Genomic DNA, 24,235 nt, shown 5'->3' with positions numbered 1-24,235 from the left:
ATCTACACCTCTTTATCATACTCTTTTTTTCCATTTCTAAAATATACTATTTTTAAATTACACCTTCTAGCAATTTCTACTGCTTCTCTAAAATTACTTCCCATAGACTCTAAATTATGAGCATCAGAACCTACTGTTATGTATTTTCCACCTAATTCATTAAATCTTTTATACATTTCCAGCATACTTTTTATTGAATTTTCATTTTTAAGTCTCCTAGTATTTAATTCCAAACATTTTTCTTTATCTATAAGTACCTTGAATATCTCATCAATAATATCTGGAAAATCACTGTAATATAATTCTTTATCCTCAAATTTAGCATACCTAGCTATATAGTCAATGTGACCCAGACTATCTATAAACTCAAATTGTTTTAAATTTTCTAGCATATCTTGCAAATATTTAAAATAAGCCTCTTTTTTACTTTTGCCTTCATAATAATCTGAATAATAGAGATCTAAGTTCTCCACTAAATGTATAGATCCAATTACATAATCAAAAGAATTATCCTTTATTAACTTTCTGCTTTGTTCTAAACAATCCTCCTTCATTCCAAGCTCTATGCCGAGAAGTAAATTATCATTTCTATATTTTAAATACTTGTTTAAATATACATCTACGTTAAAACAAAATAGACCCTCTTTGGGAAAATTAATATCCATATGTTCTGTTGTTATAAAAGATATACCTTTTTCTTTTGCAGATTTTATAGCTTCTTCTATTTTCATATCAGAATCCGTAGAAAAATTAGTATGTACGTGTGTATCAAACAATATGTAACCCTCCTTCAAGTTTTAGTTAGAAATTGTATACATATAACCACAATAGGGATAGTAACCATTGAAATTATAGTAGTTATAAAAACACTTCTAGCTGCCAATTTACTATCTGCTCCATACTGCTGTGCAAGCACAGAAGCCATAACAGCTGATGGCATTGCTTCAATCACAGCACACATTTGAATCATAAAACTGTCTGCCTTCACAAGTTTTAAAAGTAAAACAGTAACTAGAGGCACTATTATCAATCTCATAAATGAAGTATAATATACCTGGAATCCCGAAAAGATATCTTTGAGTTTCACTCCTGCCAGCATAGTTCCTACTATAATCATAGAAAGCGGTGTAGTCATAGAACCTACACTATTCAATGTAGTATCTACAACATATGGAAGTTTTATAGAAAATACAAACATTAAAAATCCAACGATAGTTGAAATTATAACTGGATTAGAAATTACATTTTTTATATTTTTAATATCATTTTTACCTGCATATATGGCAATTCCTACACTAAACATAAATATGTTAAGAGGTATATTAAAAATTGCTCCATAAAAAACTCCCACTTTACCAAAAAGTCCCTCTAATACTGGATATCCCATAAATCCACTGTTAGAAAATATAATAATAAATCTCATTACTTTCTTTACTTTGTCTTCATATTTATAAGCACAAACTTTACTCAACAATATAATTACTATATGAATAATAATTGAATACAAAAATATACTTTCTGCATTAGCAATCATCTTTTCTGAATATCTATAGTTAAAGGAAGTGATGAGAAGTGATGGAAGAGTGATATTAACTAAAAAACTCGATAGACTTTTTTCTCCTTCTTCAGTTATTATATTTTTCTTTTTTGCAAAGACTCCTATAAGCATCATAAGTGATAAAATTATTACTTGGTTTATTACCCTTACAATCAAAATTTTCCCCCTAATTAGGCATCTGAAAGAAATCTACCAACGCAGCATAATAAAAATAGACTAACATACTGACTAATTATTTCTTTGAAAACACCTTTTGCTGCCCCTAGATTTAAGTACATTAATATTAATCTTCCTCCATGTCAGCATACATTCCCCTATCTGCATACTTTGAAATTAAGTCCGACATTCTTATTATAACTTCATCAGTGTCATCCTTTAATATATTAATTGCAAATTCCCTATTCTCAGATAAAAATTGATATATATTTAATACTATATAATCCCTTATACGACAATACAAATAATCTTCTTCCATACATGTCAATCTTTCATTTATGTTTTTTATGGAACTATATCTCTCTAGAAATTGTAAATCATCCTTATCTGGTTCATCTCCATTTTTAAAAACCACTTTTCCATTTAATACTTCTGTCTCACATTTCTTTTCCATATTTGAAATTGTTTCACTTATTTCCGACGTGGAAGGCATATCTTGTTTTTTACCCCAAGAATGTAGAGTATCTAATTCTTCTCTCCATAGCCTTTTTATACTCAAAATATCAGCCTTTAATTCTAAAAAATAATTGTTATCATCGTTTATAGAATCCTTCTTTGCCTTTAAAACATTGTACACACTAGCATGCCAATAATTTCTGGCCTGAAGTACAGGTTTTGCAGATACTTCTACCAGTTCATCTAACAAGGTGATTTTATCCATTTATATTCCTCCTTTAAAAGCCATATTTATATTATAATCCATTAGAATAAAAATTTGAATGTAATTCGTGTAAAATATTGTTTCTATGACCTACTATCTGCCAAATTAAAAATCACATCAAATATCATATAACCTGAAGAATATTCTGCCTTTATTTTTCCACCTTGAATTTCCACTATACTTTTAGCAATAGCAAGTCCAAGCCCACTTCCTCCTGTATTAGAAGATCTTGATTTATCCACTCTATAAAACCTATCAAATAACTTATCAACTTCTTCTTTACTTACAGGCTCACACTTGTTTTTTATAGAGATTACTGCATCGCCTTTTTCTTCTTTTAATAAAACTTCTACGTCTCCCGGTTTTATACTATATCTTATAGCGTTTATAAATAAATTTTCAAACACTCTTGCAGTTTTATTCGGATCTAAATAAACAAGAAATTTCTGCTTTGGAAAACTTCTTGTAATAGTTACCCCTGTCTCTTCACAAATCGGAACCAATTCTTCCATAAGTTGTTCTAGTAATCCATTTAAAGATATACTTTGCCTATTTAAATTAACTGCATTATTGGTAAGTTTAGTGTATTCAAACAGGTCATTTATTAATTCTTCTAACTTTTCAGATTTATTGTAAGCAATATTAATATATTGTTTCATTTGTGTTTCATCCTCATATCTTTTATCTTTAATAAGAGCTAAATACCCTTTAATAGAAGTAAGCGGTGTCCTTAAATCATGAGATACATTAGTTATGAGCTCATTTTTTATTCTCTCCTCTTCCCTTTCAACTTTCATTTTATTATTTAGCTCTTCTGCCATAAAATTTATATTATTTGATAGTAAAGCCAGTTCGTCTCTCCCCTGACTCTTTATTCTATAATCTAAATTTCCCCTTGATATTTCTATAAGTCCAGAAGATATATTTTCTATGTATTTCATTTTTTTATTAGTTATAAAATAAAACATTGTTAGAAATGATATAAAAGATACAATGGTCCCAGGAATGGGATTGTATCTTTTTTCATAAATTATTTCATACTGGGGCATACCTTTAACGACTAAATAGGCTTTTCCATCAATAAAATTTATAGGATAAAAACTGATATATTCTCTATTTTTACTTATTTCATTACCTTTATTAGTTGCATATATGTTTTGAATATTTTTCATCATTTCAAGAGAATTTTTTATGGAATTCTTTATAGTAGTATATACATCTATTTGTGTTTCATCTGCATTATTTGATTTGTACAAAACTTTTCCATTTAAATCCGTAATCATTATCTTTTCCAAATCTGAGGTATCATTACAACTATCTATAATTTTTTGTATTTTATTCTTATCGTCTATACTTATACTTTTACTCTTTATTTCATCACCTATTAAGTTGGCATTTACGGACATCCTATCTATACCTTTACTATAATCTATTCTAGCAGTGATATTCCTATTTTGTAAAAAAACGCCTGCTACTTTTCCAAGTGCAGCAGACGTGACAAAACAGAGGGCAAATACAAATATAAGCTCCAGCCTTATACTGTTTTTCATTTTACTCAAGCTAGATTCTAAAGATATTCTAAAATCATTTTTCAACTTTATATCCCACCCCCCAAATGGTCTTTATAAAACGAGGTCTTCTCGGATTTTCCTCTATCTTTTCTCTTATTTTTCTTATATGTACCATTACAGTGTTATCAGATTCAAAAAAATCCTGTTTCCATACAGATTCATAGATCTTTTCAATACTAAACACTACACCCCTATTTGAAGATAAAAGTTCTAAAATTTCAAATTCTCTTGGAGTGAGTTTTACATCCTTGTTACCAACCTTTACTTGGTGATTTTTAGTGTTTATCATTAAGTCATCTACTTCAATTACTTCCTGGTCAACTTTTTTAGGTACATTTAACCTTTTATATCTTCTCAGTTGAGATTTTACTCTGGCTACAAGTTCCAGAGGATTAAAAGGTTTTACTACATAATCATCGGCTCCAGTAGTAAGACCTAATATTTTGTCTAAATCTTGACTTTTAGCTGACAACATTATTATAGGCATATTTTTACTTTTTCTCATTCTCATACAAACTTCAATTCCATCCATTTTAGGCATCATTATATCTAAAATTACTAAATCAACTTCATTATCATTTGAAATCTGTAAAGCTTCTAAACCATCAGAAGCTTTCAATACTTTGTATCCTTCATTTACTAAATATATCTCAACTAAGTCTCTAATTTCTTTTTCATCGTCAACCACCAACACAATTTCTTTTTCCATATTAGTCCCCTTTCCAAAATGAAACCAGCAACAAACCTATAGATTATCTCTGCCAATAGTATAGCAAAGATCATATCTAAAATCACATGCTGTTTTACAAATTGGGTAGATACTATTACAGATATGCCTATAAAATTCATAGCAAATTTTATAAAAGGTTTTTTATCCAATTTTCTTGATGCCATCATTATTATATAACTTGCAAGCACATGTATACTGGGGAAACAATTAAAAGGCTTATCCCAGCTATAGGTAAACCTTACAGCACGAGAAAAAATATCATTTCCACTAACAACAGGCCTTGGCACCATGGTCTGAAAGAAAAAATAGATTATATAACATGTAATCATACCTATAACCATAGTTATTACGCATTTATAATAACTATTCCTATAATTAAAACACAAATATACTAGTGATACAAACATAAATGGAAACCACATCCAATATGCAATTATAAATTCTTTTATAAATGGAATGGCCATATCCAAACTAGTAACTAAACTATGACATCCTCTAATTGTATTATTTAGCAAACCATAAGACACATTTATTGCAGGTATGATTAGTAGCAAACTCAATGGTAGTAAATTCAATTTTAAACGCTTCAATACAACACCAACTCTCAAATTTAAATGCCTAACTTTCTAAAATTATTATATAACATTCTATACTTATTATTATAGGAAAAATTTCTTAATATTTGTTAATTAAATTCTTAAAAATTTCTTAAATTATAAGATTACTTAGCATTTACCTTCTAATGAAAAAAAGTAAACTGCACTCTTTATATTCAAACACAGCTTACTTTTATCAATAAATCTTACTTAGTTTAAGTTTTACAATAGGTATCCCATCTGATAAATTTTCTAACTTAAAAATCAATGTATGCGTAGAAATATTTTACAATAAGCAAGTACATTTAAATATTTAACGTACTTGTGTTTGTAAAAATATTCGCAGTATACGTTGATTTTTAGTTTAGAATCTCTATATTAGTGTATTCCTTCTATAATTTTTCTTTCAGGTTTTTTATTACATATTTTCTGTCTTCTTTTACCAAGTTCTTGTGATAAATCATCTAAAGTTATATTTTGATTTGACATTAAAACTAAAAGGTGATATATCAAATCACATATCTCATAAACTTCCTCTTTTTTATCATTGTTTTTGCTTGCAATTATAACTTCTGCACTTTCTTCCCCTACTTTTTTTAATATCTTATCTATTCCTTCTTTAAATAGGTAACTTGTATAAGAACCTTCTATAGGATCTGACTTTCTCTCCTCTATAACTTTACTTAATTCCTCTAATATACTTTGAAATTCCATAAAATATTCCCCCTTCAATTTAATATAATTTTCTATAAAAACAGCTCCTGTTTCCTGTGTGACAAGCTGCTCCTATTTGCTCAACTTTTATTAAAATTGTATCATAATCGCAGTCCACACTTATACTTTTTACATTTTGATAATGACCTGATGTAGCTCCCTTGTTCCAAAGCTCATTTCGAGATCTACTAAAGAACCAGGTCTTTCCTGTTTCCAGCGTTCTTTTTAACGACTCCTCATTCATATACGCCATCATAAGTACTTCTCCATTTTGAAAGTCCTGAACAATTGTAGGTACAAGTCCCTTCCCTTTTTCAAAATCTATGTTCTTTAAAATTTCTCTTTCCATATTTTCACCTTTGTTCATATTTTTATACCCTCACCGGTATATCCTTAGTTTTTAAATATTGTTTAACTTCACCTACAGTAAGCTCTCCATAGTGAAAAAGTGAGGCTGCAAGGGCTGCATCTGCTCCTGCATCATTAAATACATCATAGAAGTCATTTAAAGACCCACATCCTCCTGAAGCTATTACTGGAATATTTACCAGATTAGTTACAGTTCTTGTAAGTTCTATATCATATCCATTTTTAGTACCATCTGCATCCATACTAGTTAAAAGTATTTCACCTGCACCTAAGCTTTCTGCCTTTTTAATCCACTTTAATGCATCTATTCCTGTATTTTTTCTTCCGCCTTCTACAAATACATCCCAACCATCTCCTGAATCCCTTTTTTTAGCATCCACTGCAACTACTACACATTGTGATCCAAATTTGTCTGCTGCCTCATATATTAAGTTAGGATTCCTTATAGCAGAAGAATTTATTGATATTTTATCTGCACCTGCCCTAAGTATGTTTTTAAAATCATCTATCTGAGATATTCCACCGCCTACTGTAAGCGGTATGAACACTTTTTCTGCAGTTCTTTCTACTAAATTAATTATGGTTTTTCTCTTTTCATGAGTAGCTGTAATATCCAGAAATACTATTTCATCTGCTCCCTGTCTATTGTAATGTTCAGCTATTTCAACAGGATCTCCTACATCTTGTAGGTCAACAAAGTTTATTCCTTTAACAACCTTTCCCATATTCACATCTAAACATGGAACTATTCTTTTTGTAAGCAAAATCTTAGCTCCTCTCTATCTCATCTATTATTTCTTTAATTTTATCTATAAAGAATTTCATATCTTCATCTGATCCTATACTTACCCTTAAGTAATTGTCTATTCTATCCTTGTTAAAATATCTTACAAGAACTCCTTTTTCCCTTAACTTTATAAAAAGTTCTTTTGCAGGATATTTGGCATGGCTTATAAAAATGAAATTGGATTTTGAAGGTATGATATTAAAGTCCATTTTTTCTAATTTATTTACAGTTGTTTCTCTGGTATTTATTACTTTACTAACACATTTTTCAAAATAATCCTGGTCTTCAAAAGCTGCTATTGCTGCTGCATTTGAAACCCTGTCTACAGTATAGGAATTGAATGAATTTTTTATTCTATTCAGTCCATTTATAAGTTCTTCTTGTCCAAGTGCAAATCCCACACGAATTCCAGCTAAAGAACGTGATTTAGATAATGTCTGTACTACCAAAAGATTAGCATAGTTTTTTATAAGACCTACTACAGAGTTTCCTCCAAAATCCACATAAGCTTCATCAATTATGACTACTTTATTTTGATTATATTTTAAAATTTCTTCAATTTTTTTGGTTTCAAGACATCTTCCTGTAGGTGCATTTGGATTGGGAATTACTATTCCTCCGTTTTCAGTTAGAAACTCCTTAAATGGAATTGAAAAATCTTCATTTAATTTTGCAAGCTTATAATTTAGATTATATAAATTAGCATAAACAGGATAAAAACTGTAACTTATATCCGGAAAAATTATAGTTTCATCCTTATTAAAAAAAGTTAGAAAAGACATAGCCAGAACTTCATCAGATCCATTTCCTATAAAAATTTGATTTTTATTTAAGCCATAATATTTGGAAATAACGTCCCTTAACTCATCGCAATCTGGATCTGGGTACAACCTCAAGTCTTCATCTGCAGCATTTTTTATTGCCTTAATTACCTTAGGGGACGGTGGATAAGGACTTTCATTTGTATTCAATTTAACATATTTTTTATCCTTAGGCTGTTCACCACACACATAAGGTTCTACACTTTTTGTGATTTCGCTCCAATACTTACTCATGATTCATTCCACCTTCTACTGTAATTTTTTATTTGCAAATTTCTATGGCTTCTTTTAAATCTATGTTTCCAGAATATATAGCTTTGCCTGTAATAGCACCGTAAATATCCATTTTACTTATATCCTTCAAATCGTCTATATTTTTTATTCCGCCAGAAGCTATTATCCTGCAGCTTACACTGTTTTGAATTTTAAAGAGTTGATCTAAATTAGGTCCCTTTAGCGTTCCGTCTTTACTTATGTCTGTAAAAATGATAGTTTTGACTCCTATGTCCTCCATTCGTTTTGCAAAATCTATGTAATGGACACTGCTTACATTAAGCCATCCATTTACTGCAACTTTCTTATTTTTTGCATCTATTCCCACTGCTATTTTTTCTCCATATTTTTTTAGTGCTTCTTTTGCAAAATCAGGATTTTTTAAAGCTGCAGTTCCAAGTATTACTCTTGATATTCCTATTTCTATAAGCATATCTATGGTTTTTATATCTCTTATACCTCCACCAAGTTCTACTGGAATCTTAATGGCGTCTATTACCTTTGATATGACTTCTATATTTTTTATTTTTCCATCAAGTGCCCCATCTAAATCCACCATATGAATATACTCTGCACCGCTTTTTTTAAAGCTCAGTGCTACCTTTACCGGGTCTTCTCCTACTATCTCCGATTTTTCAAATTTTCCTTGATACAATCTAACACATTTTCCATTTCTTAAATCTATCGCTGGAAGTATCAACATATAAAAGCCCCCTTAAATTATCCAATTAAGCTGTTATCTTTACAAAATTTTTGAGCATTTCAATACCTACGTCACCACTTTTTTCTGGATGGAACTGAGCTCCATAAACATTATCTTTACTTACAACAGCTGGTATATTTATTTCTCCATAAGTGCTATAGGCATTTAAATTTTCTTTAAATTTTAATTCTCCATAAAATGAATGCACAAAGTATACATAGCTATTTTTAGGTACATCCTCTAAAATTTTACACTGTTTATCTATTACTAAATTATTCCACCCCATATGTGGTATCTTTATATCCCCATATAACTTTGTTATTTTTCCTGGTATCAGACCTAATCCTTCACACTCTTCTATTTCTTCTCCTATGTCAAATAAAAGCTGCATTCCAAGGCATATTCCCATAAAAGGCTTTCCTCTTCCTGCTTCCTTTTTTAGCACTTTATCTAAATTTCTCTTTTTCAAATTCTTCATAGCCTCGGGAAATGCACCTACCCCAGGAAGTATAATTGCTTCACTTTTTTCTATTTCACGCTGATCTGAAGTTATTTTACTATCTGTTCCTATATATTTAAGTGCTTTTTGAACACTCTTTAAATTTCCCATACCATAATCTACAATGGAAATCAATTTTACACACCCCTTTCTTCAATGCACAATGCACAATTATGGATAATTTTCGTAACATAGTGAAGAAAAATCTCCATCAACTTTCTACTCACTATTAATTATTAATTCCTAATTTTTAACTATTTATATAGTTCCTTTCGTAGACATTATTCCATTTATACTTCTATCTATACATACTGCCTCTTTAAGTGCATGACCAAATGCCTTAAATATTCCTTCTATCATATGGTGTGTATTTTTTCCGTAGATTACTTTTATATGAAGTGTCATTTCTGCATTAAAAGCAACTGCCCTAAAAAATTCTTCTACCAATTCCGTATCCATTTCTCCTACCTTTTCAGTTTTAAAATCAGCATCAAATACTAAATAAGGTCTGCCACTCAAATCTATAGATACCATCGAAAGACTCTCATCCATTGGTATAAAAAATGTTCCATATCTTTTTATATTTTTTTTATCTCCCAAGGAATCTTTTATACATTTCCCCATGACAATTCCTATATCCTCCATGGTATGATGAAAGTCCACATCAAGATCACCTTTTGCAGCTATATCAAGATCTGTCATCCCATGTTTTGCTATCATGCACAACATATGATTAAAAAAGCCTATTCCCGTATCTATATTGTACTTTCCACTACCATCTAAATTTATTTTTACCTTCACATCAGTTTCATAGGTCTTTCTAGAAAGTTCCCCTATCCTCAAACAAAACACCTTCTTTTAATGAAATATTTACTATTTAGTTCTAACTTTTATTGAATTTGCATGAGCTGTAAGCCCTTCTGTTTCTGCTAACTTTATAATTTTGTCTCCTATTTTTGAAAGAGCCTTCCTGGAATAACGAGTAAAACTTGATTTTTTTATAAAATCATCTACAGAAAGTGGAGAAAAAAACCTAGCTGTTCCGCTTGTCGGAAGTATATGATTTGGTCCTGCCATATAATCCCCAAGAGGTTCCGGTGCAAAATCACCCATAAATATGGAACCTGCATTTTTTATATCTCCAAGTATAGAAAAAGGATCCTCAACACATAATTCCAGATGTTCTGGAGCTATTTCGTTTGCCACATCTATGCCTTCTTCTATGCTGTCTACTATAATTATGGCTCCGCGATCTTTCAGAGATTTTAGTATTATATCCTTTCTTTCCAAAGATTGTACTTGTCTTTCAAGTTCCAGTTTCACTTCTACTACCAATTCTTTCGAAGTTGTAACAAGTACTGCAGATGCAAGTACATCATGTTCTGCTTGTGACATCAAGTCTGCTGCCACATATTTTGCTTTTGCCCTCTCATCTGCAATTATAAGTATTTCACTTGGCCCTGCTATCATATCTATATCTACCTGGCCATATACGCTCTTTTTTGCCATAGCTACAAATATATTCCCAGGTCCCACTATTTTATCCACTTTAGAAATACTTTCTGTTCCAAAAGCCAGCGCTCCTACAGCTTGTGCTCCTCCCGCCTTATATATTTCATCTACTCCAGCTATATCAGCAGCTACTAAAATATTAGGATTTATACTTCCATCTTCTGAAGGTGGAGTTACCATTTGCAAATTTTTAACCCCTGCTACTTTTGCAGGAATTGCATTCATTAAAACTGAGGATGGATATGCAGCTGTTCCCCCTGGTACATATATTCCTACATTCTCCAGTGCTCTAATTTGCTGTCCAAGTACTACTCCTTCTTCTTTTGTAATTATCCAGGAGGTTTTCTTCTGCTTTTCATGGAAAAATTTTATGTTTTCCGCTGCAGTTTTTAATGCATCTATAAACTCATCTTCTACAAACTCATAAGCCTTTTTTATTTCTTCTTGTGTCACTTTTATATTGCTTTTAGTAACTTCTTTACTATCAAATAAATTTGTATATTTTAGAAGAGCCTCATCTCCATTTTTCTTTATATCTTCAAGTATTTTAGAAACTTTTAAAGTTACATCTTCCTGTATACTCTCTTCTATATTTCTAAAATTTTTTAAATATTTGCTTCCTTCTTCCGTATCTAAATATACTGTCTTTACAATTTTATCTTCCATGAATTTTCCTCCTAATTTGTCAATATGTCTCCTACCCTTATCTGCATTTGAATTCTATTTATTATGTCCTCTATTTCATTTTTCTTCATCTTCATACTAGCTACATTTACTACCATTCTGGCACTTATGTCACATATATTTTCATAAACCACCAGTCCGTTTTCCTTTAAAGTAGTTCCAGTTTCCACTATATCAACTATGGCGTCTGCTAGTCCCAGTATAGGAGCCAATTCCACAGAACCTTCTATTTTTATAATTTCCACATCCTGTCCCAATTTTCTAAAATAATTTCTAGCTACGTTGGGATATTTTGTAGCAATCTTTTTTCTATTATACCCGGAATAAAAATTAGAATTTTTAGGTCCTGCTACAGAAAATTTACACTTTCCAAAACCCAAATCCAGTACCTCATAAAAATCTTTATTTTGTTCCAGTAAAGTATCTTTTCCAACTATGCCAACATCAACTACTCCATGTTCTACATAAGTAAGTACATCAGGAGCCTTCACAAGCACAAAATCTATATTGTCTTCTTCATTGTGAAATATAAGCTTTCTTCCTTTATTTATAACTTCACTACAATCTATACCTGACTTTTGAAATATATTTACAGCTTCTTTTTCAATTCTGCCCTTAGTTAAAGCTATTTTTACCCTCTTCATATTTGACATATCAATTCTACGCTCCTATATTTTTGTGAATTCCATATTTTTTTTCTCTGCATATTTTCTTGCTTCACTTTCATCTCTAAAAGGACTTAACTCTGTAACTATACCCTGATTTCTTAAGCTTTCAGCCTTTTCATAAGCTTTTCCAAAACTTTCTCCCCCATAATATACAAGAACCTTAGTATTTTTTTCACAACACAACTGTCCATTTTCTTCAAGTGAAGTGATTATTCCATCTACATCCATGGCAAATCCTGTAGCAGGCTGACTATCTCCAAATTGAGCTATCAAATTGTCATATCTTCCTCCACTTAATATATTTCCTCCAAATCCATGAGTATAACCTCTAAATATTATGCCAGTATAATAATCTATGTTGTGTACCATTCCTAAATCAAGAGCTAGATATTTTTCAAAACCAATACTTTTTACAATCTCATACACCTTTTTTATACTTTCTAAAGCCTTCAATGCTCTCTTGTTATCTTCCATAAGATGAGAGGCTCTTTCAATTACCTCCATCCCTCCAAATAACTTAGGAAGTTCTTCCAAAGACTTTAAAGAGCTTTCTTCAAATTTATCTTTGTTTTCAAGAAGTATGTTATTTAAAGCAGTAAAATTTTTATTATTTATACTCTTTCTAAGTTTCTCTCTTTCTTCATAATCCAAATTTACACCATCTACTAGTGCTTTAAATAATTCTGCATGTCCAAGTTCTATTTTAAAATTCTCAAGTCCACAGCTTAAAAGTGCCTTTATTCCTGTTACTATAACTTCAGCGTCTCCTCCGATACCTTCTATGCCTATTATTTCAATACCAGATTGAGTTATCTCACTATTTTTTCCATTTAAACTTTCGCTGACTCTATACACATTGGAAGTATAACAAAGTCTTAGAGGATGAACTACTTCCTTCAATTTTGTACCTGCGATTCTAGCAATAGGGGTAGTCATATCTGCCCTCAAAGCTAAAATTCTTCCCTGGTTATCAATCAATTTATATATTTTTTCCTGCGGTAAAGTTGCATTTTCCCCATTAAACACATCATAGAATTCTAATGTTGGTGACTTTACTTCCATAAATCCACTTTGTATATAGATTTTTTTTAATATATTTTCTATCTTCACTTTTTCCGCACATTCATTAAACAAAATATCCTTTGTTCCCTCAGGTATATATTTTTTCCAATTAGTCACAAGTATCACTTCCTTATTTTATTACAGTATCGCTTTAATTCGATGTAGTGATAAATTAAACGTTATTGATATAATAACAGTTAATTTATAAAATTTCAATATGTTTTGCAAAAAAAAATTACTGCTGAATTTAAATACAGTAGTAATTTCTTATATTTACCATATTCATTTAATCAATACAATCATCTTTTATTTCCCAAAAAACAAAGTGAAAGCATTCCGCTGCCGCAGTGAGTAGCCATACCCATACCCAACGTGTTTATGATAAATTTATTATTTGGAAATTCTCTCTCTATTATATTTTTTAAAAGCTTGGCGTCTTCTATACAATTTCCATGAGATATACCTATAACCTGATTTTTATCATCTAAGGCTCTTTCTCTAAATCTTTCTACCAGGTATTTTATAGCTTTTTTTCTTCCCCTAACATTGGTTACATTTTTAAGTTCTCCTTGATTTTCAATATATATAATAGGCTTTACATCCAAAAGAGTACCTATAACAGCTTTAGATGAAGATATTCTGCCACCTCTCTTTAAATGCTTTAAATCCTCTACCACAAACCAATAATTCATCTTTAGCCTATTATTGTTTACCCAATTTACAATCTCATCTTTACTTAAACCTTGCTGTGCCATTTTACAAGCATAGTATACTAAAATTCCAAGTCCAATAGAAGAACCTTTACTATCTATCAATGTTATATCTGCATCTTCAAATTCGCTTAAAATTGCATCCTTTGCTAGTTTTGAGCTGTTAAAAGTTCCACTTATTCCAGATGACATTCCTATGTATATGATAGGTCTTTTCTGTTTCAGCAATTCTCTAAATTTTTCAGTAAACCTGTATTCATTTATCTGTGATGTATATGGCATTTCTCCATTTTCAAGGCCCTTATAAAATTCCTCATAGCTTAAGGATTTACCAAAATCATCCTCATAATCTTTGCTTTTAAAGTGACACATCAACCCCAAAAATGGTATATTATTTTTTTCCATAAAACTTCCTGGCAAATCACAGGATGCATCCGTCATGATTATAGGTACTGTCACCAACATCTCCCCCAATATAATATGTTATTTACATTATAGTCCTTTTACATATGTTTCCATATAATATTATATCAAAAATACAGTATATTGACCACACTAACATATGTGAATTTGCCAGTTATAGAATTTCTTTAAAGTTAAAGGCTATATTTTAATATAGTGTTTAAGTATAATCTAAAAATTAATAGAAACTACTTTCTATATTCCTTCAGCTTTTTCAATCTCATCAAATAGCTCTTTTACTAATTCTTTACCGATTTCATTTTTGTATTTATCAACAACAGGTTTGACAGCATCCTTAATTTTAACCATTTCATCCCGACTTATAGAATCAACTTTCATTCCTCTGGATTTTAACTCCGATAAACATCTGTCAACTCTCTTTCTATTAGCCTCTGTAGTATAAAGTGCTCCTTCTTTGGCACATTCTATAATGATTTTTTTGTCGTTTTCCGGAACCGTATCCCACAATTTTTTTGAATACATAAGTACGAATGGTGAATATACATGATGGGTCAATGTCAAGTATTTTTGAACCTCGTCAAATCTATCACCGTAAATTGCCGTAACAGGATTCTCTTGTCCATCTATTTCCTTTTTACGCATTGCATTATATAATTTTGCATAAGGAAGTGGTACAGGTTCTGCACCTAAATACTTCCATGTATCAATATGCAAATCATTTTCCATTGTCCTGATTCTTAAACCTTTAATATCTTCTAACTTTGTTATGGGACGTACAGAATTGGTAGTATCCCTGAAACCATTTTCAGCAAATGCAAGTCCATAAAATCCATACTCCTCAAGCATATCTAATAACTTTCTTGCAAAAGTACCATTAAGTACTTTGTCTGCTATATGCTCATTTTTGAATATAAAAGGAAAATCAAATATCATAAATCTCTTGTCAAAGCAAGCCAATGTTGAAAACGACGGATATGTCATTTCAAGAGTACCTTTACCTAACATCTCTATCATATCCATACCTGTTCCAAGTTGTGCACTATGGTAAATCTTAAGTTTATACCGGCCATTGGTATGTTTTTCCAGTTCCTGTCCAAATCTCTCCATACCGGCATAACATATAGAATTGTTCGTCATTTCAAAGCCGACTCTGAGAGTTCTCACATTTGAAAACTTAAATTTGAAAAGTGCCTGCTCCAAATTGCCGGCCATATTTGAAAGTTTCTTTGCATTTCCAGCTATTGAAGCGACTGATTTAGAAATTTGTTCACTATTTTCAGATACAGTTTGCGTGGAAGCTGAAGATTCTTCCGCAATAGCAGCTACATTATGCACTGTAGACATCAAATCATTGGTAGCTTTTGATTGATTATTCGCATGAGTAACCACTTGCTGTAGTTTTTCCCTTGATTTTTCAATGCTGCTTATAATACTTTCAAAATTACACTTTGCTTTATTTATAGTATCTACACCCGAGACAGTACTTTTACTCATAATTTCAAATGCCTTAACTACTTGTGACGTATCTAAAAGCATGCCTTCTATTATTTTATTTATTCTTTTTGCTGCCTGCTGTGACTGATTGGATAATTGGCGAACTTCCTCAGCTACAACTGCAAATCCCTTGCCGTGTTCTCCCGCTCTTGCTGCCTCAATCGCAGCATTTAACGCCAACAAATTAGTTTGATCTGAAATGCTATTTATTAGATCAACAATTCCACTTACCTCAGTTGATTTACCTTTTAATTCATTACCAAGTTTTGTATTATTGTCGGTAACACTGGATATATCATTTATTACTGATACTGATTTTTCAATTAACATTTGTCCTTCTTTTGCCGATTGAAGAACATTTCGCGTACTTTCAAGTACTTTTTTCGACTCTTCTGCAGTATTCTCGGCCAGTTCAAAAACTTGACTATTCTTATTTGCAGCTTCAACTGCCATCCCACCAGTTTCTTGAGACCCTGCAGCAATTTCAGATATTGTGGCTGAAATTACTTTTATGCCGCGGTTTGTTTCATCAGATACTGATGCAAATTCCACACTTTTTTTAGACATTTCTTCTGCCTCATCGTTGATCAAACTCAACAGGTTACGTAAATTTTCAAGCATAATATTAATTGAATTTCCTATCATACCCAGCTCATCATTTGACCTGGACTCAATCGCAACCGTCAAATCTCCTCCTTTTATATTTGAAACTTGTTTACAGACATTCTTTAGAGATTTAGCAATACGATGTAATTTAATGAAACTGATAAAGTACAGAACCAAAACAAAAAATGCAATAATTATATTACACAAATTAAAATCAAAGATAATCATGCGAATCAACAATACAATTAGTAATATAACTGATATTGCTGAAAAAATTTTTAAGTAATTTTTTTGCATAAGACATCAACACCCCGAATCATTTATATATAATTATTAACTATTATTGTAAATTATATTTATTAAAAGTCGATTTATGTCTTAACATGTACTGTCAGCAACACCCCTAACATATTTACAAAATAAATATGTTAGGGGTGATAAATACCTATAATTTATTATAGGAAATTATTATTGTATTTACCTTCCTTTGCTTCTTTCACTGCCTGTACAAATTTCTTTGCAGTTTCAGTTACCAATTCATAGTCACCTGTTTTAGCGCCTTTTGTCAAATCTCCACCCGTTCCTACAGCTATAGCTCCTGATTTTATCCATTCCTTTACATTACCTAAATTCACTCCACCTGTAGGCATGAAATTACCCTGTGGAATAGGTCCTTTAAAAGCTTTAATTATTTGAGGTCCGAAAACACTTCCCGGAAAGATCTTTATTATTTCCGCTCCTGCTTCCAAACCTTCAACTGCCTCTTTTACAGTCATGGCACCAGGCATTACTAAAATACGATATCTATTGCATAACTTAATAACATCTGCATTAAAGCTTGGACTAACTATATATTTTGCTCCTGCAAGTATACAAGCCCTTGCAGTTTCTGCATCAAGTACGGTTCCAGCACCTATCACTACATCTTCATTTTTATAATGCTCAGCAAGTTCTTTTATTATGTCTATTGCACCCGGCACAGTCATTGTAATTTCAAGCATCTTGATGCCACCTTTTTTTACAGCATCAACTATTTTGAGTCCCTGTTCTTTCGAATCTGCTCTTATTACTGCTACAACTCCTTGCTGCGCCAGTTTCATTATTGTCCTAACCCTATTCATTGTCTAATTCCCCTTTATAATCTTTATTTTATATTTTCAATAATATTGTTTGCTGCCATAATTCCCATATTGTCAACTGCCTCAAAGGTTGATGCTGCACAATGTGAACCTACAACTATATTGTTCAAATCAAGTAGTTCTTTATTTTTAGGTGGCTCCTGTTCAAAAACATCTATACCTGCACCCCAAATTCTATTATTTTTCAATGCATCATATAGTGCATTTTCATCTATTAATCCACCTCTCGCAGTATTTACTATCACCGCATTTTCTTTCATCATGTTTAACTCTTTTTCTCCAATTATATATTTGGTTTCTTTAGTAAGTGGAAGATGAATACTAATAAAATCAGCTTCCTTTAATATTTTTTCAATAGTTACGTACTGTACATTATTTCTAGAAGCAAAATTCATATCTTTGTACACGTCATAAGCTAAAACTTTCATGTCAAAACCCTTAGCTCTCTTTGCGACTCCTTTACCTATATTTCCAAGTCCAATTAATCCAAGTGTTTTTCCATACATGCCAATACTTGTAACTTTACTCCAATCAAGTTTTCTGCAGCCTCTGTCTATCGTTACAATTTTTCTTGCAACTGAAATCATAAGTGCAAATGCATAATCAGCAACTGCATCTGAATTTGCTCCTTTTGTTATAGTTATAGTTATATTGTTGTTTTTTGCATAATTAAGATCAATATTATCAGTTCCAACACCATATTTTGATATTACTTTCAATTTTTTTGCATGTTTTAAAACTTCAGCATTTAATGGATCTACTCCTATAATAATCCCATCTACATCCGCAACTTCTTTAATCATTTCATCTTGAGTCAAAATTCTCCCATATGGATTTACAACAAGTTCAAATCCTCTTTGCTTAAGTAATTCAAAAGGCTTCTTACTATGCTTACCGAATGACCTTGGCGTAATTAATATCTTTCCCATATTTACTACCTCTTTTCCAATACTTACACAATTAAAATAATTGTTTTCCCAAAATAGCTGTATAGTAATTTAAAAATCTTTTATACATATCCTTGTAGACTTCAACATTTTTACTATTTGGTTTTATCACTTTAACAGGTTTCATCTTAGGTATGGGATCCTTCAAACTTTTTATGTCTCCCACAGCCACCATTCCGGTATACGCTGCTCCAAAAACAGAAGCTTCTGTTATTCCTGCAACTGCTATTTCTTTATTAAAAATATCTGCCTGAATTTGCAACCATATATCTGAATTTGCATATCCGCCATTTGCAATTATCTGCTGGACATTACCATCAATTTTTTCTATCATCCTGTATATTGAATACATATTATAAATAACGCCTTCCATAGATGCTCTTATAATATGTCTTTTATCATGCATAAACCTTAATCCAACTAATGACCCAGTTGCATCTGCATTCCAACCAGGTGCTCTCTCTCCTGTTATAAATGGTAAAAAGGTCAATCCATTGCTCCCAGGATCTATCTGTGAAGCATAGTAATCAAAAAGGTGATAAATATTATCATATTTAGCTTCAGAAGCTTCTTTTTCAAACTGCTGTCTAAATTGGTTTCTAAAATACTTGAGAACTATTCCTCCATTATTTATTGCTCCACCGGCTACCCATGTATCTTTAGTAAAACAGTAACACCACGTCCTCTGTTCTTCATCAAAAAGTGGTTTATTTACAGCAATCCTCAAAGCTCCACTGGTGCCAATTGTACATGACATTGATGTATCATCAAAGCCCCCGCATCCTATATTTGCCATTATTCCATCGCCTGATCCTATTACTAACGGCGTATCAATTTTTATTCCCATTTGCCGTGCATATTCACTTTTAATGCCTGGCACTACATAGGTGCATTCCTTGACTTCACCAAATCTATCTGAATCTATTTGCAATATATTTTTTAAAATATATTCATCCCACTGAAAATTATTTATATTCAGACAACCCATTGCTGAAGCATCCGTAACATCAATTACAAATTTACCACTCAGTTTAAAAATAATATATTCTTTGATAGTGACAAATTTATAAGTATTTTTAAAAACTTGCGGCATTTTATTTTTAACCCATAGTATATTGCTCAGAGGATACATTGGATGTTGTACCCTGCAGCCAGTTTTTCTGTACAATTTATTGCAATCATAATTTTTTTCTATAAATCTTGCTTCATCTATAGACCTTGTATCACCCCATGTAATAACGTTTGTAAGATTATTTCCATTTCTATCTACTGCAAGAAAGCTGTGCATCTGAGAACTCATACCAATAGATCTTATATCATTAAATGATAAATTGCATTTATCAATAGAATTCTTAACTACTTCTATAAGTGATTTAAATACAACATCAGGATCGAGTTCTAACATTCCTCGTTCAGTACAAATAGTCGGATATTCTTTATAATCAAAACCTATTTGATTACCTTTTATATCAAATACATTTGATCTTATCCCACTAGTTCCAATATCGATTCCCAAATAAACCCTTTCACTCAAGTTACTACACCTTCTTAATTTTATAAAATTCTATATCTTACTGAATTAAATATGATATTTTAAACCGATTCTAATTGATATAACCTATCTTTAAATTAAATAAGAATCATTGGAATAAACATAAGAATTATCTATTTCTAGAATTCTACGGATTGTCCTATTTTATCCGACAACCATATTTAATAGTAAAACACCTATCAAACCACAAACCGAAAGGATTGTTTCCGCTACTGACCACGTTTTCAAAGTCTCAGGAACCGTTAACCCAAAGTATTCCTTAACCATCCAGAATCCAGCATCATTCAAGTGTGAGCAAAACAAGCTTCCTGCTCCAGTTGCAAGAACCATAAGTTCAGGGCTTGCATGTGTTGCTGTTATAATCGGTAATACCATTCCTGCTGCAGTCATTCCAGCAACCGTAGCTGATCCTACTGCAAGCCTTATTACAACAGCTATGAGCCATGCCATAAGTATTGGTGAAATAGTACTTCCACTCATTAAAACCTTTATATAACCAGCTACACCACTATCTATTAGTATCTGTTTAAATGCTCCACCACCTGCTATTACAAACATTATTACAGCTATAGTCTTTACTGATTCCTCGGAAGTTTTCATAATATCAGTTATCTTCCTGCCCCTAGCTAAACCAAAAGTATATATTGCAATTAATACTGACAATAAAAGTGCAATTGTTGGTTCTCCAATAAAACCAGTAAATTTAGCAAAAACAGTATCTTTAAGTGAAGTAAGCTTTACAATAGCATTCAATGCCATGAAAATTACTGGAGTTAAAGCTGTAAATACACTTATTCCAAAACCAGGCATGTCCTCTTCTTTAAATATCTTTGCAGTAAACAAACCTTTTGGCAAATCGCTTACTTTTTTATCACATTTTATAAACTTCGTAAAAAGAGGACCGGCAATTATTACTGTTGGTATTGCCACAATAATACCATATATAAGAGTCTTACCCAGATCTGCCTTGTAAACACTAGCTATAGCTGTTGGTCCAGGATGCGGCGGTAAAAATCCATGAGTAACAGAAAGTGCTATTGCCATAGGAATTCCTACATAAAGAACAGGAAGATCAGCTTCTAATGCTACAGTAAATACCAATGGTATCAGCAAAACGAAACCAACTTCATAAAACATTGCAAGACCAACTATAAAACCAGTTAATACAACAGCAGCTTGTATTCTTTTCTTGCCAAACTTATTTATAAGTGTCATTGCTATTCTTTGTGCTCCACCACAATCAGTCATGAGTTTTCCAAGTATAGCACCAAATCCCAGTAATAATGCAAGACTACCTAATGTAGATCCAACTCCCTTCTCAATTGAAGTAGCTACCGTTGGTAAAGGCATTCCTTCCATTATACCAACAGCAATTGAAACAACTATCAATGAAATGATTGCATTTACTTTAAATTTCATCATAAGAATTAGCAATAATAATATTCCTAAGGCAACTATTAATAAAGGCATAATTCAACTCCCCTTTTGCATAATATTTTTCTTTTAAACCGTTTACACAATTTTTAAATATATAATGCTTGTCTATACAATGTTGTCTTTGATCCTTAATTCAATAACTTGATTTAAAACATAGATCATCCTCCTTAAAAAAATTTTTTTCATAATCACTTTAAATATACGTTTACATATAAAATACATGAAGAATGTTTCTTTTATAAACAGTATATCATTCATATATTTTTTTTCAATATAAAAAAACATTTTTGTAAAAAATTTTTTTCTTGTTTGCTAAATTTATATTTCTATGTAGCAAATTTAATAATATATTTTCAAATATACAAAAAACGATAAATACAATTAGAAATGCTCTTAGAAAGATTTAAAGCATAGTAGCTTTAAATACTCTACAATAAGATAAGCCCTAATAAATTAAGGGCTATTTTAAAAATCATATAGATAGCCCTTAATTTATAATAATTAAATTCAAACTATTCTTTTTCTACATCATGTCCACCAAATTCATTTCTCAGTGCAGCTATTACTTTACCTGTAAATGTATCATCTTCTTCTGAACGAAATCTTGTGAATAAGGACTCAGTTATAACCGGTGCAGAAACCTTGAGCTCCAATGCCTCCTGTACTGTCCACAGTCCCTCACCATTAGAATGAATTATTCCTTTTATTGAACTAAGTTTCGGATCATTTTTGAATGCATCTTCCATTAACTGCATAAGCCAACCGCGAATAACTGATCCATAATTCCATACTCGAGCTATCTCTTTAAAATCAAAGTTGAACTGACTTTTTTCAAGAACTTCAAATCCCTCTCCAATTGCTTCAAGCATTCCATATTCTATCCCATTATGAACCATTTTTACAAAATGTCCCGATCCATTTTCACCTGTATGCAAATAGCCATTTTCTACACTTATATCTTTGATTAACGGCTCAATATACTCAAAAACCTCATCTTGTGCACCTATCATTGTACATGCACCATACCTTGCGCCTTCAATACCTCCACTTGTTCCAACATCTACAAAATCTATTCCTTTTAACTTAATCTTTTCATATCTTCTCAAGGTATCTTTATAATGAGAGTTACCTCCATCAATTATTATGTCATGTTTATTAAGGAGAGGCAAAAGATCATCTATTAAAGTATCCACTGGTTTTCCTGCGGGTACCATAAGCCAAACAACTTTTCTTCCTTTAAGCTTGGAAACCAATTCTTCAACACTATATGCACCAGTTAATCCATCCTTTTCAGCTTCTTTGACATTTTGTTCATTACAATCATATGCAGTAACATCATGCCCATGCTCCTTCATATTTAATGCAAGATTATACCCCATCTTTCCAAGTCCAATCAATCCAACATCCATTAAGTTCCCTCCAAAATTCATTATCACTAAATTAATTCCATATCTATAAAAATTACTTCTTATTTAACCAACCAGCTTGATTCTTCATGGGTTTCTAAATATTTTTTAAATTCTCTTAATAACAAGTATGGAGTCTTGTTAAAAGTATCATTTGTTGCACCAGCAAGGTGTGGTGTAATTGTTACATTCTCCAATTTGTGTAATGGATGGTCTTTTTGTAATGGTTCAGTCCAAAATACATCAAGTGCTGCTCCACCAATCTTATGCTGCTGCAATGCATCAATTAATGCAGCCTCATCAATTAAACCTGCTCGGGCTGTATTAATTAAATATGCAGTAGATTTCATTAATGAAAGTTCCTTTTCACCAATAAGTCCTTTAGTTTCCTCGCTAAGTCTTGCATGAACACTAATTATATCTGATTGCTTGCATAACTCTTCCAATGAAACTGCTTTTACATTATATTTTTCTAATACATCTTCTTTTACAAAAGGATCGTAAACAACGATACTCACATCAAATCCCGATAATTTTTGGGCAACTAGTTTTCCAATATAACCAAATCCAACTAATCCTATTGTCTTATCGGCCATATCGCCCATAAAACTTGAATTAGCATATTTCTTCTTCCATTCTCCTTTAATAAGTGCTTCATGGCCTTTTGCTATATTACGAAGTTGTGCCAACATAAGAGCTATAGTAAAATCAGAAACAGCTTGTGCATTACGTCCCATAGTTCTCATTACCTTGATACCCTTTGCCTTTGCTGCTTTAACATCTACGTTTTCAACTCCGCCCCTGCAAACACCTATATAAGATGCATTACTTGCATTTATCAATTTTTCACTTATAGGTGTATGATGAGTAATAATTACATCTACATCCTTAACTGCTTCGTCTAATTCCTTAGGCGGTTTTCCTGCACTTGGTCCAAGTTTTTCTACTTGGCTTCTCAAATACCAGAACTCATCGTCGCTTGCTGGCTTCCAATCTACTTCCTTTACCTCTGTATCACTGCCAAAAATATCGTGTACAGCACCACTCAATGTTTTTGAAGATAACATAGGATCTCCTACAACTAAAAATTTCATTTT

Annotated in this window: 24 protein-coding genes; all 24 read right to left on the bottom strand. The window is 31.5% G+C overall.

Annotation, left to right across the window (positions count from 1 at the left end; genetic code table 11):
* Positions 1-2: 2 nt before the first annotated feature.
* The gene (locus CLJU_RS05795; RefSeq protein ID WP_013237846.1) at positions 3-776 is read right to left on the bottom strand and encodes a histidinol phosphate phosphatase; all 774 of its coding nucleotides are present in this window, start codon (positions 774-776) and stop codon (positions 3-5) included.
* A gap of 14 nt (positions 777-790) precedes the next feature.
* Positions 791-1,714, bottom strand: a complete 924-nt coding sequence (locus CLJU_RS05790; RefSeq protein ID WP_013237845.1) for an AEC family transporter — start codon at positions 1,712-1,714, stop codon at positions 791-793.
* Between the two features lie 127 nt (positions 1,715-1,841).
* On the bottom strand, positions 1,842-2,435 hold the full coding sequence (locus CLJU_RS05785; protein ID WP_013237844.1) for a hypothetical protein: 594 nt from the start codon (positions 2,433-2,435) through the stop codon (positions 1,842-1,844).
* Positions 2,436-2,518: 83 nt separating this feature from the next.
* Positions 2,519-4,030, bottom strand: coding sequence for a sensor histidine kinase (locus CLJU_RS05780; protein WP_013237843.1), 1,512 nt, complete (start codon positions 4,028-4,030; stop codon positions 2,519-2,521).
* A complete protein-coding gene (locus tag CLJU_RS05775) occupies positions 4,020-4,715 on the bottom strand; it encodes a response regulator transcription factor (RefSeq protein WP_013237842.1) in 696 nt (231 codons plus the stop codon). Before CLJU_RS05775 ends, CLJU_RS05780 begins: the two co-directional genes overlap by 11 nt.
* The gene (locus tag CLJU_RS05770) at positions 4,661-5,326 is read right to left on the bottom strand and encodes a phosphatase PAP2 family protein (RefSeq protein ID WP_029170119.1); all 666 of its coding nucleotides are present in this window, start codon (positions 5,324-5,326) and stop codon (positions 4,661-4,663) included. Before CLJU_RS05770 ends, CLJU_RS05775 begins: the two co-directional genes overlap by 55 nt.
* 384 nt (positions 5,327-5,710) lie before the next feature.
* Positions 5,711-6,046, bottom strand: a complete 336-nt coding sequence (gene hisE, locus CLJU_RS05765; RefSeq protein WP_013237840.1) for a phosphoribosyl-ATP diphosphatase — start codon at positions 6,044-6,046, stop codon at positions 5,711-5,713.
* Positions 6,047-6,065: 19 nt separating this feature from the next.
* On the bottom strand, positions 6,066-6,395 hold the full coding sequence (hisI, locus tag CLJU_RS05760; protein WP_013237839.1) for a phosphoribosyl-AMP cyclohydrolase: 330 nt from the start codon (positions 6,393-6,395) through the stop codon (positions 6,066-6,068).
* Positions 6,396-6,417: 22 nt separating this feature from the next.
* Positions 6,418-7,179 carry an imidazole glycerol phosphate synthase subunit HisF gene (gene hisF / locus CLJU_RS05755; protein WP_013237838.1) on the bottom strand — a complete coding sequence of 254 codons (762 nt, stop codon included), beginning with the start codon at positions 7,177-7,179 and terminating at the stop codon, positions 6,418-6,420.
* 4 nt (positions 7,180-7,183) lie between these two features.
* A complete protein-coding gene (hisC, locus tag CLJU_RS05750) occupies positions 7,184-8,257 on the bottom strand; it encodes a histidinol-phosphate transaminase (protein WP_013237837.1) in 1,074 nt (357 codons plus the stop codon).
* 28 nt (positions 8,258-8,285) lie between these two features.
* Positions 8,286-8,999, bottom strand: a complete 714-nt coding sequence (gene hisA, locus CLJU_RS05745) for a 1-(5-phosphoribosyl)-5-[(5-phosphoribosylamino)methylideneamino]imidazole-4-carboxamide isomerase (RefSeq protein WP_013237836.1) — start codon at positions 8,997-8,999, stop codon at positions 8,286-8,288.
* A 25-nt stretch (positions 9,000-9,024) separates the two neighbouring features.
* On the bottom strand, positions 9,025-9,633 hold the full coding sequence (hisH, locus tag CLJU_RS05740; protein ID WP_013237835.1) for an imidazole glycerol phosphate synthase subunit HisH: 609 nt from the start codon (positions 9,631-9,633) through the stop codon (positions 9,025-9,027).
* 123 nt (positions 9,634-9,756) lie between these two features.
* Positions 9,757-10,341 carry an imidazoleglycerol-phosphate dehydratase HisB gene (gene hisB / locus CLJU_RS05735; protein WP_013237834.1) on the bottom strand — a complete coding sequence of 195 codons (585 nt, stop codon included), beginning with the start codon at positions 10,339-10,341 and terminating at the stop codon, positions 9,757-9,759.
* Between the two features lie 30 nt (positions 10,342-10,371).
* Positions 10,372-11,676 carry a histidinol dehydrogenase gene (gene hisD / locus CLJU_RS05730; RefSeq protein WP_013237833.1) on the bottom strand — a complete coding sequence of 435 codons (1,305 nt, stop codon included), beginning with the start codon at positions 11,674-11,676 and terminating at the stop codon, positions 10,372-10,374.
* Between the two features lie 11 nt (positions 11,677-11,687).
* Complete coding sequence (hisG, locus tag CLJU_RS05725; protein ID WP_013237832.1) at positions 11,688-12,347, bottom strand: ATP phosphoribosyltransferase; 660 nt, start codon at positions 12,345-12,347, stop codon at positions 11,688-11,690.
* Positions 12,348-12,362: 15 nt separating this feature from the next.
* The gene (locus tag CLJU_RS05720; protein WP_013237831.1) at positions 12,363-13,541 is read right to left on the bottom strand and encodes an ATP phosphoribosyltransferase regulatory subunit; all 1,179 of its coding nucleotides are present in this window, start codon (positions 13,539-13,541) and stop codon (positions 12,363-12,365) included.
* 182 nt (positions 13,542-13,723) lie between these two features.
* Complete coding sequence (locus tag CLJU_RS05715; protein ID WP_029702440.1) at positions 13,724-14,599, bottom strand: DegV family protein; 876 nt, start codon at positions 14,597-14,599, stop codon at positions 13,724-13,726.
* Between the two features lie 192 nt (positions 14,600-14,791).
* Positions 14,792-16,954 carry a DctP family TRAP transporter solute-binding subunit gene (locus tag CLJU_RS05710; RefSeq protein ID WP_013237829.1) on the bottom strand — a complete coding sequence of 721 codons (2,163 nt, stop codon included), beginning with the start codon at positions 16,952-16,954 and terminating at the stop codon, positions 14,792-14,794.
* Between the two features lie 158 nt (positions 16,955-17,112).
* Complete coding sequence (locus CLJU_RS05705; protein ID WP_041705054.1) at positions 17,113-17,778, bottom strand: bifunctional 4-hydroxy-2-oxoglutarate aldolase/2-dehydro-3-deoxy-phosphogluconate aldolase; 666 nt, start codon at positions 17,776-17,778, stop codon at positions 17,113-17,115.
* Positions 17,779-17,801: 23 nt separating this feature from the next.
* Complete coding sequence (locus tag CLJU_RS05700) at positions 17,802-18,725, bottom strand: phosphoglycerate dehydrogenase (RefSeq protein ID WP_013237827.1); 924 nt, start codon at positions 18,723-18,725, stop codon at positions 17,802-17,804.
* Between the two features lie 31 nt (positions 18,726-18,756).
* The gene (locus tag CLJU_RS05695) at positions 18,757-20,277 is read right to left on the bottom strand and encodes a gluconokinase (protein WP_013237826.1); all 1,521 of its coding nucleotides are present in this window, start codon (positions 20,275-20,277) and stop codon (positions 18,757-18,759) included.
* Between the two features lie 162 nt (positions 20,278-20,439).
* Positions 20,440-21,765: a gluconate:H+ symporter gene (locus CLJU_RS05690; protein ID WP_013237825.1), complete on the bottom strand. Its 1,326-nt coding sequence runs from the start codon at positions 21,763-21,765 to the stop codon at positions 20,440-20,442.
* Positions 21,766-22,244: 479 nt separating this feature from the next.
* On the bottom strand, positions 22,245-23,141 hold the full coding sequence (gnd, locus tag CLJU_RS05685) for a phosphogluconate dehydrogenase (NAD(+)-dependent, decarboxylating) (RefSeq protein ID WP_013237824.1): 897 nt from the start codon (positions 23,139-23,141) through the stop codon (positions 22,245-22,247).
* Between the two features lie 59 nt (positions 23,142-23,200).
* Entirely contained in the window at positions 23,201-24,232 is a 1,032-nt protein-coding gene (locus CLJU_RS05680) for a 2-hydroxyacid dehydrogenase (protein ID WP_013237823.1), read from the bottom strand.
* Positions 24,233-24,235: the final 3 nt, after the last annotated feature.

Source organism: Clostridium ljungdahlii DSM 13528, from assembly GCF_000143685.1.
GTDB lineage: Bacteria > Bacillota > Clostridia > Clostridiales > Clostridiaceae > Clostridium_B > Clostridium_B ljungdahlii.
This window is presented reverse-complemented; position numbering and strand designations above follow the sequence as displayed.

Excerpts from the sequence above, each read along its gene's own strand:
- CLJU_RS05785 (WP_013237844.1), bottom strand. The coding sequence starts at position 2,435 with ATGGATAAAATCACCTTGTTAGATGAACTGGTAGAAGTATCTGCAAAA.
- CLJU_RS05775 (WP_013237842.1), bottom strand. The coding sequence starts at position 4,715 with ATGGAAAAAGAAATTGTGTTGGTGGTTGACGATGAAAAAGAAATTAGA.
- hisE (WP_013237840.1), bottom strand. The coding sequence starts at position 6,046 with ATGGAATTTCAAAGTATATTAGAGGAATTAAGTAAAGTTATAGAGGAG.
- hisI (WP_013237839.1), bottom strand. The coding sequence starts at position 6,395 with ATGGAAAGAGAAATTTTAAAGAACATAGATTTTGAAAAAGGGAAGGGA.
- hisC (WP_013237837.1), bottom strand. The coding sequence starts at position 8,257 with ATGAGTAAGTATTGGAGCGAAATCACAAAAAGTGTAGAACCTTATGTG.
- hisA (WP_013237836.1), bottom strand. The coding sequence starts at position 8,999 with ATGTTGATACTTCCAGCGATAGATTTAAGAAATGGAAAATGTGTTAGA.
- hisD (WP_013237833.1), bottom strand. The coding sequence starts at position 11,676 with ATGGAAGATAAAATTGTAAAGACAGTATATTTAGATACGGAAGAAGGA.
- hisG (WP_013237832.1), bottom strand. The coding sequence starts at position 12,347 with ATGTCAAATATGAAGAGGGTAAAAATAGCTTTAACTAAGGGCAGAATT.
- CLJU_RS05715 (WP_029702440.1), bottom strand. The coding sequence starts at position 14,599 with ATGTTGGTGACAGTACCTATAATCATGACGGATGCATCCTGTGATTTG.
- CLJU_RS05710 (WP_013237829.1), bottom strand. The coding sequence starts at position 16,954 with ATGCAAAAAAATTACTTAAAAATTTTTTCAGCAATATCAGTTATATTA.
- CLJU_RS05705 (WP_041705054.1), bottom strand. The coding sequence starts at position 17,778 with ATGAATAGGGTTAGGACAATAATGAAACTGGCGCAGCAAGGAGTTGTA.
- CLJU_RS05700 (WP_013237827.1), bottom strand. The coding sequence starts at position 18,725 with ATGGGAAAGATATTAATTACGCCAAGGTCATTCGGTAAGCATAGTAAG.
- CLJU_RS05690 (WP_013237825.1), bottom strand. The coding sequence starts at position 21,765 with ATGCCTTTATTAATAGTTGCCTTAGGAATATTATTATTGCTAATTCTT.
- gnd (WP_013237824.1), bottom strand. The coding sequence starts at position 23,141 with ATGGATGTTGGATTGATTGGACTTGGAAAGATGGGGTATAATCTTGCA.
- CLJU_RS05680 (WP_013237823.1), bottom strand. The coding sequence starts at position 24,232 with ATGAAATTTTTAGTTGTAGGAGATCCTATGTTATCTTCAAAAACATTG.